15 protein-coding genes are annotated in these 14980 nt (G+C 64.8%); 2 read left to right on the top strand and 13 right to left on the bottom strand.

The annotated features are described in order from the left end of the window. Nucleotides 1–239: 239 nt before the first annotated feature. From AWB76_RS41705 to AWB76_RS26620, 3 genes are all read right to left on the bottom strand, one after another. On the bottom strand, nucleotides 240–392 hold the full coding sequence (locus AWB76_RS41705; RefSeq protein WP_167357790.1) for a hypothetical protein: 153 nt from the start codon (nucleotides 390–392) through the stop codon (nucleotides 240–242). A gap of 253 nt (nucleotides 393–645) precedes the next feature. Beyond that, complete coding sequence (locus AWB76_RS26625) at nucleotides 646–1653, bottom strand: hypothetical protein (protein WP_061163158.1); 1008 nt, start codon at nucleotides 1651–1653, stop codon at nucleotides 646–648. Between the two features lie 205 nt (nucleotides 1654–1858). Continuing rightward, nucleotides 1859–2542 carry an MgtC/SapB family protein gene (locus tag AWB76_RS26620; RefSeq protein ID WP_061163116.1) on the bottom strand — a complete coding sequence of 228 codons (684 nt, stop codon included), beginning with the start codon at nucleotides 2540–2542 and terminating at the stop codon, nucleotides 1859–1861. A gap of 122 nt (nucleotides 2543–2664) precedes the next feature. Here AWB76_RS26620 and AWB76_RS26615 point away from each other — a divergent pair, with 122 nt between their 5' ends. Further along, the gene (locus AWB76_RS26615; protein WP_061163115.1) at nucleotides 2665–3777 is read left to right on the top strand and encodes an AGE family epimerase/isomerase; all 1113 of its coding nucleotides are present in this window, start codon (nucleotides 2665–2667) and stop codon (nucleotides 3775–3777) included. Nucleotides 3778–3783: 6 nt separating this feature from the next. On the opposite strand, the gene AWB76_RS26610 is transcribed toward AWB76_RS26615, so the two are convergent. Beyond that, nucleotides 3784–5325, bottom strand: a complete 1542-nt coding sequence (locus AWB76_RS26610) for a methyl-accepting chemotaxis protein (protein ID WP_061163157.1) — start codon at nucleotides 5323–5325, stop codon at nucleotides 3784–3786. Between the two features lie 269 nt (nucleotides 5326–5594). On the opposite strand from AWB76_RS26610, the gene AWB76_RS26605 reads away from it, so the two are divergent. After that, nucleotides 5595–6035, top strand: coding sequence for a PaaI family thioesterase (locus AWB76_RS26605; RefSeq protein WP_061163114.1), 441 nt, complete (start codon nucleotides 5595–5597; stop codon nucleotides 6033–6035). A 73-nt stretch (nucleotides 6036–6108) separates the two neighbouring features. Here the strand turns inward: AWB76_RS26605 and AWB76_RS26600 are convergent, their stop codons facing one another. From AWB76_RS26600 to AWB76_RS26560, 9 genes are read right to left on the bottom strand one after another with little or no spacing between them, the layout of a single operon-like run. Next, nucleotides 6109–6957 (bottom strand): ureidoglycolate lyase, encoded by an 849-nt coding sequence (locus AWB76_RS26600; RefSeq protein ID WP_061163113.1) that lies wholly within the window; start codon nucleotides 6955–6957, stop codon nucleotides 6109–6111. Nucleotides 6958–6998: 41 nt separating this feature from the next. Next, nucleotides 6999–7742: an SDR family oxidoreductase gene (locus AWB76_RS26595; protein WP_061163112.1), complete on the bottom strand. Its 744-nt coding sequence runs from the start codon at nucleotides 7740–7742 to the stop codon at nucleotides 6999–7001. A gap of 52 nt (nucleotides 7743–7794) precedes the next feature. Continuing rightward, on the bottom strand, nucleotides 7795–8631 hold the full coding sequence (locus AWB76_RS26590; RefSeq protein WP_061163111.1) for an amidohydrolase family protein: 837 nt from the start codon (nucleotides 8629–8631) through the stop codon (nucleotides 7795–7797). Then, entirely contained in the window at nucleotides 8628–9677 is a 1050-nt protein-coding gene (locus AWB76_RS26585) for an aldo/keto reductase (RefSeq protein WP_061163110.1), read from the bottom strand. Before AWB76_RS26585 ends, AWB76_RS26590 begins: the two co-directional genes overlap by 4 nt. Nucleotides 9678–9711: 34 nt before the next feature. Continuing rightward, nucleotides 9712–10980, bottom strand: coding sequence for a UxaA family hydrolase (locus AWB76_RS26580; RefSeq protein ID WP_061163109.1), 1269 nt, complete (start codon nucleotides 10978–10980; stop codon nucleotides 9712–9714). A 9-nt stretch (nucleotides 10981–10989) separates the two neighbouring features. Next, nucleotides 10990–11307: a UxaA family hydrolase gene (locus AWB76_RS26575; protein WP_061163108.1), complete on the bottom strand. Its 318-nt coding sequence runs from the start codon at nucleotides 11305–11307 to the stop codon at nucleotides 10990–10992. Nucleotides 11308–11317: 10 nt separating this feature from the next. Further along, a complete protein-coding gene (locus tag AWB76_RS26570; protein WP_374729952.1) occupies nucleotides 11318–12313 on the bottom strand; it encodes an ABC transporter permease in 996 nt (331 codons plus the stop codon). Nucleotides 12314–12329: 16 nt separating this feature from the next. Beyond that, entirely contained in the window at nucleotides 12330–13835 is a 1506-nt protein-coding gene (locus AWB76_RS26565; RefSeq protein ID WP_061163106.1) for a sugar ABC transporter ATP-binding protein, read from the bottom strand. Next, a complete protein-coding gene (locus tag AWB76_RS26560; RefSeq protein ID WP_061163156.1) occupies nucleotides 13832–14842 on the bottom strand; it encodes a sugar ABC transporter substrate-binding protein in 1011 nt (336 codons plus the stop codon). The genes AWB76_RS26565 and AWB76_RS26560 overlap by 4 nt, the downstream gene beginning before the upstream one ends. Nucleotides 14843–14980 lie beyond the last annotated feature (138 nt).

The raw sequence follows: 14980 nt of genomic DNA, 5'->3' as shown, positions 1-14980 counted from the left end.
TTCGGCGTGTCGCGCAAGAACAAGTCGCGAGGCCGTTTTGCGATGCAGGCGGCTTGCGAAGCGCGCGTCAGCAAGATGAAAGCAGATGCGGAAAAACGATGCGTTCGGTTTTCAGGGCCGAAGCGGAGGAGAACTGCTAGAAAAACTACATGAAGCGAAAGAAAGGGCGGGCGGGCCGTACGGTGTGTGCCGTCGTGTGTTGCTGGTGTTGTGTTCCCCGCGCCGCCATTAGCTACGCATTACAGACGGATGCCGAAAGCCGTGCCGCGTGCCTTGCGCTGGCGCTCGGATTCACGGAAACGCGCTTGATATGAGTAGTCTTTGTCCATCGGCAGGTGAGCCGATTCGAACATCGAAGCAAATTTCTGAAGCAGGGCGAAGAGGTAGCTCATGACTGACTCCGGTAAGTGATAGAGGGTTTTCCCTTAGAGCGAATTATAGGGTTGTCCCCTACCAATTTCTAGTGCAATGCAACATTTCGTGCGTAGAAATTTGGTAGTTTTTCTACATTCTTACCGATTTTCCGCCGCCGGAAAAGGGGGACGGGCCGCAGAAGCCCACGCGACGGACCTCCGGCGTGTAGACGAGCGAAAGCGCGACACGCCGCCGCAGCGCGGGGTGTCGCGGGAAAGTGACAGCGGGGGATCAGTGCGCCGTGGAGCCGGCGCGATGGTGCGCATGACGCGCGTGCTTTTTCGGCGCGGAATCGGGCGTGGCGGCGCTGATGGGCTGCATCGGCGAGGCATCGTCCGATGCGCCCGGCATATCGGGCGTGCGGCGCAGGCTGACGTTAGCGGAATCGGTGTCGAAGAGCGACGCGAGCGTCGCCTGCTGGTTGAGCATCAGTTGCTCGGTGCGATCCTGCTGCAGCTTGCTGTCGTGGCTCATGCGCAGCAGCACGGCCGTTTGCGCGATGCCCGTCGCCACCGTGACGAGCATCACGCCGACGATGATCGTCAGCATCGTCTTCATGCGGCGCGCGTGGGCGGCGGTCGACGTCCGTTGCTCGGCGAGCACCGCGTAGAGCGCATCGACGGTGTCCGCGAACGCCGTGGCGCGGGCGCGGTCGAGTTCAGGCGCGGCGATTTCGCGAATGCCCGGCGCGGCGAGCGGCGCGGCTTCGTTGCGCTCCCCGCGCGCCGTTCGATCGCGTGCGATCAGCGCGGAGGCGAGCGCCGCCAGCGACTGCGCGGCGCTCTCCGGCGCAACCGACGTGCTGATGCTCGCCGATCGCGTCGCGACTGCGGCCATCGCACTGGCTTTTGCTGCGGATTTGTTCTCGAGCGGCGGCGGCACGGCGACGGAAGGCAATTCGTCCTCGAACAAGCCCTGCACCGGCGCAACCGATGCCACGCTCGCACGCGCCGCGCGCTTCGTCGCGGCGGATTCGGACCCGTTGCCGCACTGCGGCGTGGTCGGGCCATTCGATTGCACCGCCGCGAGAAACACGTCCGGCAACTCGAAACCTTCGAAGGTGCCCTGGCGGATATCGGTGTTCAGCGCCTGAAGATGCGCGCGCTCGGCGTCTTCGGCGAAAAGATCGAGCGTTTCGCCGGCGCGCGCGCCTTCGCTCAACTGGGCGAGACGCTGCGCCGAACGCGCGGCGCGGGCAAGTTTCTTTTCGGTGTCCGCGCTGGTTTGCGTCGCTTGCAACTCATGCGTTTGCGTCGCGCGCCGGCGGCGGGACGGTGCATCGGAATCTCTCTTTACTGCGGAATCTGGCATAGGTTCGAAATGCGGCAGCCTTCAGGATCGGCGGGCAAAGCACACCGGCGCTTCGGCGATTGTTTTCGAGAGGCCGCATTGTCGCATGGCCGCGTGCGCAAACCAGCATCCTGTCGTCATCCTGAGGACGATTTCAGCTTGCATCGTCCTCGCGAAACTCGCGCACGACGTCGAGTTGCCGCAAACGATCACAAATCGCGCGATATTCCACCGCCGATGCGCGCGACAGTTCGACACGAACCTCGTCGAGCTCGGGCGAATCGTCGCTCTGCTGGACGATGAACTGCTTCACACGCACGCTGCCGGGCCCGAGCGCTTCGTGCAGCGCGTGAAAGCTCAGCGCGCCGCGATCGACGAGCAGCGTCAGTTGACGGCGCTGCTTCACGGAGATGAAGCGCCGTTCGAGCGGCTTGATGCCCGCCAGAATGACGAGGATGATCGCCGTCGCCGCGATCGACGCCGTGTAGAGGCCGCCGCCGACCGCAAGCCCGATCGCCGCGACCGACCAGAGGCTCGCGGCCGTCGTCAGGCCGCGCACGATCTCGCCGCGCAGCAGGATCGAGCCCGCGCCGAGAAAGCCGATGCCCGACACGACCTGCGCCGCGACCCGCGACGGATCGAGCACGACGTGGTCGTATTTCAGCGCATCCTCGAAACCGTACGCCGACACGATCATGATGAGCGCCGAGCCCACGCACACGAGCATGTGCGTGCGCAGTCCCGCCGCCCACGAGAGCCGCTCGCGCTCGAAGCCGATCACGCTGCCGAGCGCCGCGGCCATGATGAGCCGCGAAACGAGTTCGAGATTTCCCAGCATGTTCTTGTCCTCCTTGCAGTCAGAAGCCCGAAGACGCGGCGTCACGGGCCGGTTTTGCTATCCTTTCTCGTTGCGTGCGCCGCGTTCGGCCGCGCGTTTCCCGGACCCATAAGAGTCTTCGTATGCAGGATCAGCAACCAAACGCATCGTCGGCCGTGCCATCGACGAACCCGGAATCCGCCGCGCCGTTGCGCGCGCATTACGCGAACATCGTGCTGCCCATCTGGCGCGGGCCGGGGTTCAATGCGGCGCTCGGCCTCGCGTACGAAGCCGTCGCGCCGGGCGATCACGCGCCGCTGCCGCCGAAGCGCTATCGCGCGATGGCCTGCGCGCGCCAGCTCTTCGTATTCTCGGAAGCGGGCGATCTCGCGCACGCCGCAACGCTCTTCGAATCGCTACGGCACTATTTTCAGGACAAGCGCAACGGCGGATGGTTCTACAGCGTGGATGCAAGCGGCGCGCCACTCGAGCGTCAAAAGGATCTCTACACGCATGCGTTCGTCGTTTTCGCGTGCGCGCATTACGCGAAAAAGAGCGGTTCGGCCGATGCCTTCGCGCTGCTCGATGAAACGTCGCGGCTCGTCGAAGCGCGTTTTTCGAGCGGCGGCGATCTGTTGAACGCGGCGCTTGCCGAAGATTTCGGCGCGACCATCGAAACGCCGCTGCAAAATCCGCTGATGCATCTCGCCGAAGCGTGGCTCGCCGCGCGCGAAGCCACCGGCGACCCAGCCTACGACCGCCGCCTGACGCACCTCGCGCAGTCCGTCGCGGATGCGTTCGTGCACGCGCCGAGCGGTTCGATCGCCGAATTGCCGATGGGCACGCCGGGCAACCGGCTGGAGCCGGGTCATCAGTTCGAGTGGTATTTTCTGGCGCTGGGCAGCGGACACGCCGCGTTCGAGGCGGCGGGGCTGAACGACGGGCTCGTGCGCGCGTTCGACTTCGCGCAGCGGCACGGCGTGGATGCGGAAACGGGCGGCGTGCATGCCGCCATCGACGAAACCGGCCGCGTGATCGACGGCACGCAGCGCATCTGGGCGCAGACCGAATATCTGCGCGCGCTGGCCACGCGCGGCGACGCCGTCGGCGCGCAGATCGAGCGTTTTCGCGCGCGCTTCCTGCACGACACCGGCTGGGTGGAATGCCGCTCGGCGACGGGTGAAATCAGCCGCGCCGAGATGCCGTCGACGACGCCGTATCACCTCGCGACGTCGTACGCGGCGTTGCCGGCTTAAGCAAGCTCAGGCGAGCTGAAACACCGACACCGCCGCCTTCAGTTGCCGCGTCTGCTCGTGCAGCGACGACGCGGCAGCAGCGGCCTGCTCGACGAGCGCCGCGTTCTGCTGCGTCATCTCGTCCATCTGCGTGACGGCCTGATTCACCTGTTCGATTCCGACGCTCTGCTCCAGCGACGACGCGCTGATCTCCGCCATCATCTGCGTGACGCGTGAAATCGACGCCGACACTTCGCGCATCGCCGCGCCCGCGCGCTCGACGAGCACCGAACCGTCGCTGACCTGCGCGACCGACTCGCCGATCAGTTCCTTGATTTCCTTCGCCGATTGCGCCGAACGCTGCGCGAGGCCGCGCACTTCGCCCGCCACGACCGCGAAGCCGCGGCCCTGTTCGCCCGCGCGCGCCGCCTCGACGGCCGCGTTGAGCGCGAGGATATTGGTCTGGAACGCGATGCCGTCGATGACCGAGATGATCTCCGCGATCTTGTCCGAGCTCGACGCAATGCCGCGCATCTTCTCGACGACATCGTCGACCACGCTCGAACCGCGCGACGTCGCGTTGAGCGCTTCGCCCGCGAGCGTGTTGGCCTCGCGCGCGTGCTCGGCGTTCTGGCGCACCGTGGCGGTCAGCTCTTCCATGCTCGACGCGGTTTCTTCGAGCGAGGCCGCCTGATTTTCCGTGCGCGCGGACAGATCGGCGTTGCCGCTCGCGATTTCATCGGCGCCGAAGTTGATCGAATCCGACGTCTCGCGCACCGTTTTCACCGTGCTCGCGACGCTTGCCTGCATCGTCGCGAGACCCGCGAACAGACGGCCGATTTCATTCGTGCCGCGATCTTCGATGCGCTCGTCGAGACGACCGTTCGAAATGCGCTCGAAGTGGCGGCCCGCCTCTTCCAGCGGTTCGATCACGCCACGGCGCAGCGCGACGTGCACCAGCGCGATGCCCGCGACGACGACCACGAGAATCACGATGCCCACCGCGCGGAACCACGCGTAGCGCGTGTCGATTGACGCGAGATAGCCGCGGCCCGCTTCATCGCCGAAATCGACGAACTTCTGCTGTTCCGCGAGATAGCGATCCTGAAAACCTTGCGTCGGCTGGTCGAGGAACGCCTGGATGTTGCCGGCGTCGAGATACTGGACGAGCTCGCTCAGCGCCTTCGCATACTCGGCGTATTTCGCCTGCAGCGCGGCCATGCGTGCCGTGTTTTCCTCGCCGGTCTTGGGCGCATTCAGGAACGCCGTGAACGACTTGTCCGCCGCCGCGATCTGTTCGCGCGCATGCTGGACGATTTCCGTCGGCTCCGTGCCGCCGCGCACCATGCGCGTGCCGGCGCGCGAAAGGTTGATGCGCGCATCCATCAGATGCTGCGTGGTCTTGTTGACCGCGTTGACCTGCTTGAGCGCGATGTCGGATAGGCTGCCGACATCGTCATGGGTGCGTGACAGGGACCAGAAACCCAGCCCTTCGGTCACGAGTTGAAAAAGACAGAACACCACGAGAACTGCGAGCAAACCCGATGAAACCTTGATCTTTCCGAACATCACTTGCACCCACGCTTTCGAAATTAGGCCCGCCATGCGGGGACTGTGCGGGTTTACGGCAGTCGGACGATAAAGCTTGAATCGTTTGCCGCACAGGTTTGTCTACGCGAATGGAGGAACGCGTCACGCCGGCGAAACGTCGCGGGAGGGCGCGCAGGCCGCCCCGAAACGCACCATTGCACAATTTTTGCGTGAGTTCCTTGCAGTGCGCGCGATCGCTTCCTATTGTCTTTGCAGGACGGCACCGAACCCACCCAAGGAGTGTCCGAATGGCCGAAATTGTCGATATCGCGCGCGGTGCGCTGAATGCGCAACCGTTCAGCGCCTTGCTCGGAACCAAACTGATGCAGGTCGATTCAGCGAGTCTCACGCTGTGTCTGACGATCAGGGATGAGCTGAGGCAACAACACGGCTTCGTGCACGGCGGGGTGGTCAGTTATCTCGTCGACAACGCGCTGACGTTCGCGGGGGCGCTCAGGCTCGGGCCGAAGGTCGTCACAGGCGAGTACAAGATCAACTATCTGCGCCCGGCCGTTTCAGGCACGCTGATGGCGCGTGCGCGCGTCGTCCATGCGGGCATGACGCAGGCGACCTGCCAGTGCGACGTATTCGTCACCGATGGCGGCGCCGAGCGGCTCGTCGCGGTCGCGCAGGGCACGATCACACGCATCGGCGAGGGCGTCGCCACCGAACCCGTCTTTCACGCCTGAATTCTTCTCAATCCCGTCGTCCGAAACAAAAAACCTCGCCGCGGCGAGGTTTTTTGCTTTTGCCGCGGCTCGATTACTGCGCCGCGACGGTCTTCTGCGTCTGCTCGCCGAGACCCTGAATGCCGAGCTTCATCGTCTGGCCGGCCTTCAGGTACACCGCGTTCGGCTTCACGCCCATGCCGACGCCCGGCGGCGTGCCCGTGGAAATGACATCGCCCGGCTGCAGGCTCATCACCTTCGACAGATACGCGACCAGTTGCGCGACCGTGAAGACCATCGTCTTCGTGTTGCCGTTCTGGTAGCGCTTGCCGTCGACTTCGAGCCACAGATCGAGCTTCTGCGGATCGGCGACTTCGTCCTTCGTGACGAGCCACGGGCCGATCGGGCCGAACGTGTCGAAGCCCTTGCCCTTGTCCCATTGCGTGCCGTGTTCGAGCTGCCATTCGCGCTCGGAGACGTCGTTGATCACGCAGTAGCCGGCGACGTAATCGAGCGCGTTGGCTTCATCGACATATTTCGCTTCCTTGCCGATCACCACGCCCAGCTCGACTTCCCAGTCGGTCTTCACCGAGTTGCGCGGAATTTCGACGTCGTCGTTCGGGCCGCAGATCGCGCTCGTCCACTTGCCGAAGATGACCGGCTCGGTCGGCACCGGAAGATTCGATTCGGCGGCGTGATCCGCATAGTTCAGCCCGATGCACACGAACTTGCCGACGCGGCCCACGCACGGCCCGATGCGCGGATTGCCGTCGACGACCGGCAGCGACGCCGGATCGGTCGCGCGCAGTTTCGCCAGGCCCGCTTCGGTCAGCGTCGCGCCGGCGATGTCATCGACGACCTTCGAGAGGTCGCGAATCTGGCCCTCGGCGTCCAGCAGACCCGGTTTTTCCTGACCCTTGGGGCCGTAACGAAGCAGCTTCATCTGGTGTGATCCTCCTGGTTCCGAAAAACGTGAGCGGTCGGTCAGTTCGACCAGCCGCCATCGATGATATGAATCTGTCCCGTCGTAAACGACGATTCGTTCGAGCCGAGATACAGCGCGAGCGCCGCGATCTCTTCGGCGCGGCCGACGCGTCCCATCGGCTGACGGGCGACGAACGCGGCCTGCACCTGATCGACGCTCGCGCCCTGCGCCTTCGCCTGCTCCGCGATGCGGTCCTTCAGCGACGGCGATTCCACCGTGCCCGGACAGATCGCGTTGCAGCGCACGCCGCGCGTCACGAAATCGGCGGCGACGGACTTGGTCAGCCCGATCACGGCCGCCTTCGACGCACCATACACGAAGCGGTTCGGCACGCCCTTCACGCTCGACGCCGCCGACGACATGTTGATGATCGATCCGCCGCCATTCTCCAGCATCTTCGGCAGAAACGCGCGAATCGTACGGTACATCGCCTTGGCGTTCAGGTCGAAGGCGAAGTCCCAGTCTTCCTCGCTCGCGTCGAGAATCGAGCCGGCATGCACGAAACCCGCGCAGTTGAAGAGCACGTCGATCGCGCCGATCTCGTCGGCGAGCGCGTTGATCGCCTGCGCGTCGCGCACGTCGAGCCTGCGCACGTCGAACGGCTTGCCTTCGAGCGATTCCGTGCGGATGTCGGTCGCGATCACGCGCGCGCCCTCTGCCGCGAACAGCTCGGCCGTCGCGAGCCCGATGCCTTGTCCCGCCGCCGTGATCAGCGCGGTCTTGCCTGCCAGTCTTTGTACCATCTACTGCTCCAGTCGGAAGTGTTTTTGAGACATGCCCGGTATATCAGCCGTTTCAGAGGCGATAGAACGCGCGGGCGTTTGCGCCGAAAATCGCGTCCTGCTGCACTTTTTCGAGATGCGACGTGAGGTTTCGCGCCGTGCCGTGCCACGCGGCATAACTGCCGTTCATGTCGAGCACGGGCCAGTCGCTGCCCCACATCAGCCGCTCCGCTCCGAATTGTTCGAGCAGATGCGCGACGTAGGGTTTCAGCGTTTCGTCGCTCCAGTTCGGGTTCGCTTCGGTCGCGAGGCCGGACAATTTGCAATGCAGCTTTTGCGGCAGTTTCGCGAGTTGCGCGATGCCATCGGCCCACGGTTGCCAGCCCGCGTCGATGCCATCGCGGATCGGCGGTTTCGCGCCATGATCGATCACGATGCGCAACTTCGGATATCGCTCGACGAACGCAATCAGCGAGGGCACATGCCGCGCGAAGATCAGCGCATCGAAGGCGAAATCGAGGTCGATCAGGCGCTCGATCGCGTCCTTGCGCGGCGCGTGCTCGATCCATGTGTCGTCGGGCAGGTCCTGCAACATCGGGCGCACGGCCTTGAACTTCGGCTCGCGCGCGAATTCGTCGATGATCGTCGTCGCATCCGGCGAATCGAGCGGCACCCAGCCGACGACGCCCGCGATCGAATCGTCACTGCGCGCGAGATCGAGCAGATAGCGCGTTTCATCGACCGTCGGCGCAGCCTGAACGACGACCGTTTTCTGCACGCCGGCTGCCTTGCGCAGCGGCGCGAGATCGCCGGGACCGAACACGCGGTACAGCGGCTTCATGTCCGGCGTGAGCCAGCCGTAGTCGCCGCGCGCGGGGTCCCAATAGTGCTGATGCGCGTCGATAGTCATCGCGGCACCGGCGCATTCGGATGCAGCAGACCTTCGGCGCGCAACGCGTCCCATAGCGCGGCAGGAACCGGCGTCGCGAACGACGCCGCGTTCTCGCGCACTTCATCCGGCGTGCGCGCGCCCATCAGCACCGTGGCCACAACTTTATGCGCATAAGGAAACTGGATGGCCGCCGTCGAGAGCGCCACGCCGTGCGCGCGACACACGCGCTCCAGCTTCCCGACACGTTCGACGATGTCCTTCGGTGCATCGCCGTAATTGAACTTGAGATCGCCGTGGGCGTCGGCGTCGAGGCCGCGCGCGAGAATGCCCGAGTTGAACGCGCCGCCGAGCAGAATGCTGACGCCGCGCTTCTCGCATTCGGGCAATAAATCATCGAGCGTGTTTTGTTCGAGCAGCGTGTAGCGGCCGGCGAGCAACGCGCAATCGATGTCGAATTCGGCCATCGCTTCCATCACGGCCGCGCCTTCGTTCACGCCAAGGCCGACCGCTTTCACGCCGCGCGTCTGTTTCAACTCGTCGAGCGCGCGAAAGCCGCCTTCATCGGTCAGTTGCTTCCAGTAATGCGCGTTCTGCTCGCCATGCGTGACGCGGCCGATATCGTGAATCAGCACGACATCGATATCGACCATGCCGAGCCGCATCTGGCTGTCTTCGAACGAGCGGATGATGCCGTCGTAGGTGTAGTCGTAGATCGCCTGGAACGGCAGCGGCGCGGCCCAGCCTTCGCTGCCGTCGTAGGGTGTCGTGCGCGGAACGAAACGGCGGCCGACTTTCGTCGATAGCGCGAATTCGCCGCGCGGATAACGTCGCAACGCATCGCCGAGCCGATGCTCCGCCTTCGTGTGGCCGTAGTGCGGCGCGGTATCGAAGAAGCGGATGCCGGCTTGCCACGCGGCATCGACGGTCGCGCGCGCCTCGTCTTCCGGCAACTCGTGATACAGGCCGCCGAGCGGCGCGGTACCGAGCGACAGCGCGGTCACGTCCAGCGACGTCCGGCCGATTTTGCGTCGACGTGACACTGCCTCTTGCGTTTCTGCGGTCATCTGCAAACCCCGAATGATTTTGAGATGGCGAAACTCAAGCCGCCACAGTAACGCGTCGCGCGGCGCTCGGCAAACACGCGGGGCCGACCGGCTCGAAGGTTTTGTAAGTCAGGATGAATTCCTGATGCCCGAGCGCCTCCGACTTCGACGCCGCGCCCGCCGCCACCGCGAGGGTCACGTCGACAATCTCGCGGCCCACGTCGTCGAGCGTCGCGCGGCCTTCGAGGATGCGGCCCGCGTCGACGTCCATGTCGCCGGACAGATTGCGATACGTCGAAGGATTCGCGCAGACCTTGATCACGGGCGAGATCGCCGATCCGACCACCGAGCCGCGCCCCGTCGTGAAGAGAATGACGTGGCAGCCGCACGCGATCAGCTCGCCGATTTCCGCGTTGTCGCTGATATTCGGAAAGCCGAAGCGCGGCTCGCCGTCGGGCACGACATCGAGCAGATAGAGGCCGCCTGTCGGCGGCACGTCGCCCGGTTTGATGATGCCGACGATCGGCGACGCCCCGCTCTTCGAATACGCGCCGAGCGATTTTTCCTCCTGCGTCGTCAGCCCGCCGTCCGCGTTGCCGACCGAGAACGAACCGTGGCCCATCGTCGTGTAATAGCGCGCGGCCTTTTGCACGCATTCGACGATTGCATCGCCCAGTTCGGGCCGCGCCGCGCGCCGCTTCATATGGAATTCGCAGCCGACGAGCTCGCCCGTTTCCTCGAAAATGCAGGACGCGCCCTGGTCGATGAACGCATCGAACGCGCGGCCCACTGCCGGATTCGCCGTGATTCCGCTCGTGCCGTCCGAGCCGCCGCAAATCGTGCCGACGATGAGTTCGTCGAGCGCCATCGGCACTTTCTTTTGCGCGGCGAGCGTCGCGCGCGCCTCGCGCACCCAGTCGAGGCCGTTCTGGATCGTGCTGCGCGTGCCGCCCTTTTCCTGGATCGTCAGCACGGCGGCGGGACGGCCGCTCGCGCGCACGACATCGGCGAGATAGTGCTTGTTCATGCTCTCGCAGCCGAGCGACACGAACAGCACCGCGCCGACGTTCGGATGCGTGCAGATGCGCTCCAGCATCTTTTCGGCGTAGCTGTTCGGATAGCAGCCCGGAAAGCCGATCAGATGCACGGGCGATTCGGCTTGCGGATCGAAGGAATCGAATGCATCGAACGACGGACGGAAGTGCGTGACGATCTCGCGCGCGACGTGATGCGCGCATTCCACGAGATACGCCACCGCGACGACATTGCGGATGCCCTTCTTGCCATCGGCGCGGAGATAGCCTTGCAGTGCGGGACTGTTCATGAGTGTTCTTCAGTGCTGTACGTAAGCGTGCCCGGCATCGTGCGTATACGTCGGGATGTAGTCGCTTTCCAGATTGTGCGTATGCAGATGCTCGCCACGCGCGACATCGACGCTCACATGGCCGATGATCGCGCCGTAGCGCAGCACCTTTTCGTCCTTCGACAACGCGCGCCGCGCGATCTTGTGCGCCAGCTCGATGGTCGTCGCGAGCATGACCGGCTCGCCTTCGATCATCAGCGTTTCGCCGGCGGGCAGGCGCGCGGCGGCGATCAGGCAGTTGTCTTCCGGACTCAGCAGAATGAGGCGCGGATCGGTTTCGTGTTGCATCTTTATCGTCCTAGTTTTGCGCTTCGCCACCCGCGAGCCGCGCCACCATCAGCGAGCCGAGGATGATCGCGCCGTAGATCGCCTGAATCCAGAACGACGGAACCTGCGCAAGTGTCAGCAGGTTTTGCACGACACCCAACAGCAAAACGCCTGACAGTGCGCCGAGCATCGTGCCCTTGCCGCCGTCGAGCGAGATGCCGCCGATGACCGCCGCGGCGAACACCGTGAAAATCATGCCATTGCCCTGGTTCGCGTTGATCGCGCCGACATAGCCTGTAACAATCAATCCGCCGATCGACGCGAGCACGCTGCCCAGAACGAACACGCCCCACGTGATGCGCTCGACGCGAATGCCCGCCGCGCGCGCCGCTTCCGGATTGCCGCCGATCGCATACAGCGCGCGGCCGAGGCGGTGATAGCGCAGCATGAACGCGGCGACCGCGAACGCCGCCGCCGCGAGCCAGACGGAAATCGGCAGGCCGAGCACGAGCGTGGTCGCGAGCGTGAAGAACGACGGCGGCATGTCGAACAGCGTGCCGCCCTTGGTCGCGCCGACGAGCATTCCGCGCAGCACGATCAGCATCGCGAGCGTCACGATGAACGCGTTCAGCCGCAGCCGTACGACCAGAAAGCCGTTGATGAAACCGATGGCCGCGCCGACGACGACGATCGCGGCCAGTCCCGCCGCCGCGGGCCATTCGAGCCCGAAGCCCGCCGATGCCGCCGGCATCACGAGCATGGCGCCGACGGCGGGCGCGATGCCGACCGTCGATTCGAGCGACAAATCGAACTTGCCGGTCAGCACGATCAGCGATTCGGCGAGCACGACGAGCGCGAGCGCCGCCGATGCGCCGAGAATGCTGATCAGATTCGCCTGCGTCAGAAAGCTCGGACTGACGAATGCGCCGATCGCGAGCAGCAGCGCGAGCGCGGGCAATAGCGCGAGATCGCGAAAACGGGCGAGTTCGATGCGCGGGCGCGGGCGTTGCATCGGCACGCCGGTCATCGCGGCGCTGGAAACGTCATGCTTCATGGAGACTCACTCCTTCGACGGATGCGATGAGTTCGTGGTCCTGCCATCCGGCAGGGAATTCGGCGACGATCGCGCCACGGAACATCACGAGAACGCGGTCGCAGGTGCGCAGATCGTCGAGCTCGCCGGACACCACGAGCACCGCCTTGCCTTCCTCGCGCACGCGTTCGACGACGCCGAGCAGCGCTTCCTTCGATTTCACGTCGACGCCCGCGGTCGGATTGATGAGCACGAGCACGTTCGGATCGGTTGCGAGCGCGCGCGCCATCACGACCTTTTGCTGATTGCCGCCCGACAGACCTGACACTTCGTGCTCCGGCCCAAGTGTCTTGATGCCGAGCGCGGCGATCATGCGACGTCCGAACGCGTTTTTCTTCGCCGGCGTCGCGATTCCGAAGCGGCCAAGTGTTCGCGCGATGGTCATCGATGCGTTTTCCGCGACGGATTGCGACAGCACCAATCCCTCGCGATGCCGGTCCTTCGGCACGCAGCCGACGCCGTTCGCGAGCGCGGCAGGCACGTCGCCGGCCGGAAGCACGCGGCCATCGACCGCGATCGTGCCGCCGCGTTGCGCCTTCAATCCAGCGATGGCTTCCGCGACGCTCGTGCGGCCGCTCGTCGTCGCGCCCGTCAGGCCGATGACTTCGCCGCGCCGCACGTTGAAGCTGATGCCGGCGTAGTCGTCGCCGGAAAGTGCCGACACGGAAAGCGCAACTGCGGCATCGGCGGGCAATGGCGCGCGCGTCGCTGCATCCGCGACGGCAAGACCGCCCTGCTCGCCCGTCATCGCTTCGATCAGCTTGTCGCGCGGCAACGCCGACACCGGCGCGCTGACGATATGCCGCGCATCGCGCAGCACGGTCACCGCCTGACAGATTTCGTACACTTCCTGCAAGTGATGGGAAATGAACAGGAAAGTGACGCCTTCTGTCTGCAACTCTTCGATACGCCTGAACAGACGCTTGATCTCCTCGCCGTCCAACTGTGCAGTCGGCTCGTCGAGGATGATGAAGCGCGCGCCGTACGACAGCGCCCGCGCGATCTCGACGAGCTGCCGCGCCTCGACGGTCAGATCGCCGGCGCGCGCGTCCTCGCGCACGTCGATCTTCCAGTGATCGAGCAGCGCGCGGGCATCGCGCCGCATCGTGCGCCAGTCGATCACGCCGCCGCGTCGATGCTGCCGGTTGATGAACAGGTTCTCGGCCACCGACAGCTCGCGGATGATCGTCGAATGCTGATAGACGCAGGCGACGCGCTCGCGCCACGCGTCGCGATCCGCGAGCGGCGGCGCGGCTTGCCCGCCGAAGCGGATTTCGCCGCCGTCGGGCTTGCGCAAGCCGGTGATCATCGAGACGAGCGTCGATTTGCCGGCGCCGTTGCGCCCGACGAGCGCGTGCGATTCGCCGGGCAGCACGCGCATCGTGACGTCGGCGAGCGCGGCGGTCGAACCGTAGCGCTTCGTCAGGCCGATCGCTTCAACGACGGGCGCGCTCATTTGGTCGTATTGCCCCAGAGGGACTTGTCGTCGACGTTGGCCTTCGTCACGAGCGGAGCGGGCAACTGATCTTCGAGAATGCCGGGCGCGCGCTGCACGATCGTGCTGCCGTGATCCGTCGGACCGGGCTTGAACGTCTGTCCGGCAAGCGCCGCCTTGATATAGAAGAGGCCGTATTTCGCGTACAGATCGGCGGGCTGGGAAATGGTCGCGTCGATTTCGCCGCGGCGGATCGCATCGTATTCCTGCGGAATCCCGTCATTGCTCACGATCACGATGTGCTTCGGATCGCCCGCCTTCACGAGCAGTTGCTTGCGGCGCAAGGTCTGCAGCGTCGGCGAGAGATAGACGCCGCCCGCCTGCATGTAGATCGCCTTCACATCCGGATTCGCGGTCAGCAGGCTGTCGAGCGCGGTCGCGGCGGCGTCGCCTTTCCACGCGGCCGGGATCTCCAGCAGCGTCAGCGACGGAAATTTCTTCAGACACTCGCGAAACGCCTCGGAGCGGTCGCGGCCGTTCACCGACGCCAGATCGCCCATGATCTGCACGACCTTGCCCGACTTCACGTGCTCGCCGATGTACTCGCACGACTTCGTGCCGTACGCGCGGTTGTCGGCGCGCACGACCATCGCGACCTTGCCCTGCGTCGGCGCGACGTCCACCGCGACGACCGGCACGCTCTTCGCCGACGACGCATCGAGCGCGCGGCTGATCGCCGCCGAATCCAGCGGCCCGACCACGATGCCCTTCGCGCCGAGATTCAGCAGGTTGTTCATGTCGGTGATCTGCTGCGCGGGATCGCCGTTCGAGTTGACGGGCGCAAGGATGTCGAGGCCCATCTCCTTCGCGTACTTCGGCAAGTAGTTGTTGTACGACTGCCAGAACGGCGATGTCAGCAGCGGCAGCCCGAGTCCGACTTTGCCGCTTTCCGCGGCATGAGCGAGTCCGATGGTGCCGATGGTGCCGGCCGCGGCCAAAGCGACGGCGATCTTGCGGGTGAATTTCATGCGTTTCGTCTCCTGATGCGTGCTGTTCTTCGTGACTGCAACGTGGGGTGCTGCGGGAAACTGTCGATGCATCAATTCATCAGTGAACGTATTATTCATATACGCACAAATCGAAGTCAAGAACGACGCGTCGCCAGA

The sequence above is a fragment of the Caballeronia temeraria genome (genome assembly GCF_001544795.2).
In the GTDB taxonomy this organism is placed as follows: domain Bacteria; phylum Pseudomonadota; class Gammaproteobacteria; order Burkholderiales; family Burkholderiaceae; genus Caballeronia; species Caballeronia temeraria.
The sequence above is the reverse complement of the archived record's forward strand: the minus strand, read 5'-3'. Positions and strand labels throughout refer to the sequence as shown.

What these genes read in the sequence shown, in the direction of transcription:
- AWB76_RS26560 (WP_061163156.1), bottom strand. Translation starts at nt 14,842, where the DNA reads ATGAAATTCACCCGCAAGATCGCCGTCGCTTTGGCCGCGGCCGGCACC.
- AWB76_RS26600 (WP_061163113.1), bottom strand. Translation starts at nt 6,957, where the DNA reads ATGAAGCTGCTTCGTTACGGCCCCAAGGGTCAGGAAAAACCGGGTCTG.
- AWB76_RS26590 (WP_061163111.1), bottom strand. Translation starts at nt 8,631, where the DNA reads ATGACTATCGACGCGCATCAGCACTATTGGGACCCCGCGCGCGGCGAC.
- AWB76_RS26570 (WP_374729952.1), bottom strand. Translation starts at nt 12,313, where the DNA reads ATGACCGGCGTGCCGATGCAACGCCCGCGCCCGCGCATCGAACTCGCC.
- AWB76_RS26575 (WP_061163108.1), bottom strand. Translation starts at nt 11,307, where the DNA reads ATGCAACACGAAACCGATCCGCGCCTCATTCTGCTGAGTCCGGAAGAC.
- AWB76_RS26615 (WP_061163115.1), top strand. Translation starts at nt 2,665, where the DNA reads ATGCAGGATCAGCAACCAAACGCATCGTCGGCCGTGCCATCGACGAAC.
- AWB76_RS26620 (WP_061163116.1), bottom strand. Translation starts at nt 2,542, where the DNA reads ATGCTGGGAAATCTCGAACTCGTTTCGCGGCTCATCATGGCCGCGGCG.
- AWB76_RS26585 (WP_061163110.1), bottom strand. Translation starts at nt 9,677, where the DNA reads ATGACCGCAGAAACGCAAGAGGCAGTGTCACGTCGACGCAAAATCGGC.
- AWB76_RS26595 (WP_061163112.1), bottom strand. Translation starts at nt 7,742, where the DNA reads ATGGTACAAAGACTGGCAGGCAAGACCGCGCTGATCACGGCGGCGGGA.
- AWB76_RS26565 (WP_061163106.1), bottom strand. Translation starts at nt 13,835, where the DNA reads ATGAGCGCGCCCGTCGTTGAAGCGATCGGCCTGACGAAGCGCTACGGT.
- AWB76_RS41705 (WP_167357790.1), bottom strand. Translation starts at nt 392, where the DNA reads ATGAGCTACCTCTTCGCCCTGCTTCAGAAATTTGCTTCGATGTTCGAA.
- AWB76_RS26605 (WP_061163114.1), top strand. Translation starts at nt 5,595, where the DNA reads ATGGCCGAAATTGTCGATATCGCGCGCGGTGCGCTGAATGCGCAACCG.
- AWB76_RS26610 (WP_061163157.1), bottom strand. Translation starts at nt 5,325, where the DNA reads ATGTTCGGAAAGATCAAGGTTTCATCGGGTTTGCTCGCAGTTCTCGTG.
- AWB76_RS26580 (WP_061163109.1), bottom strand. Translation starts at nt 10,980, where the DNA reads ATGAACAGTCCCGCACTGCAAGGCTATCTCCGCGCCGATGGCAAGAAG.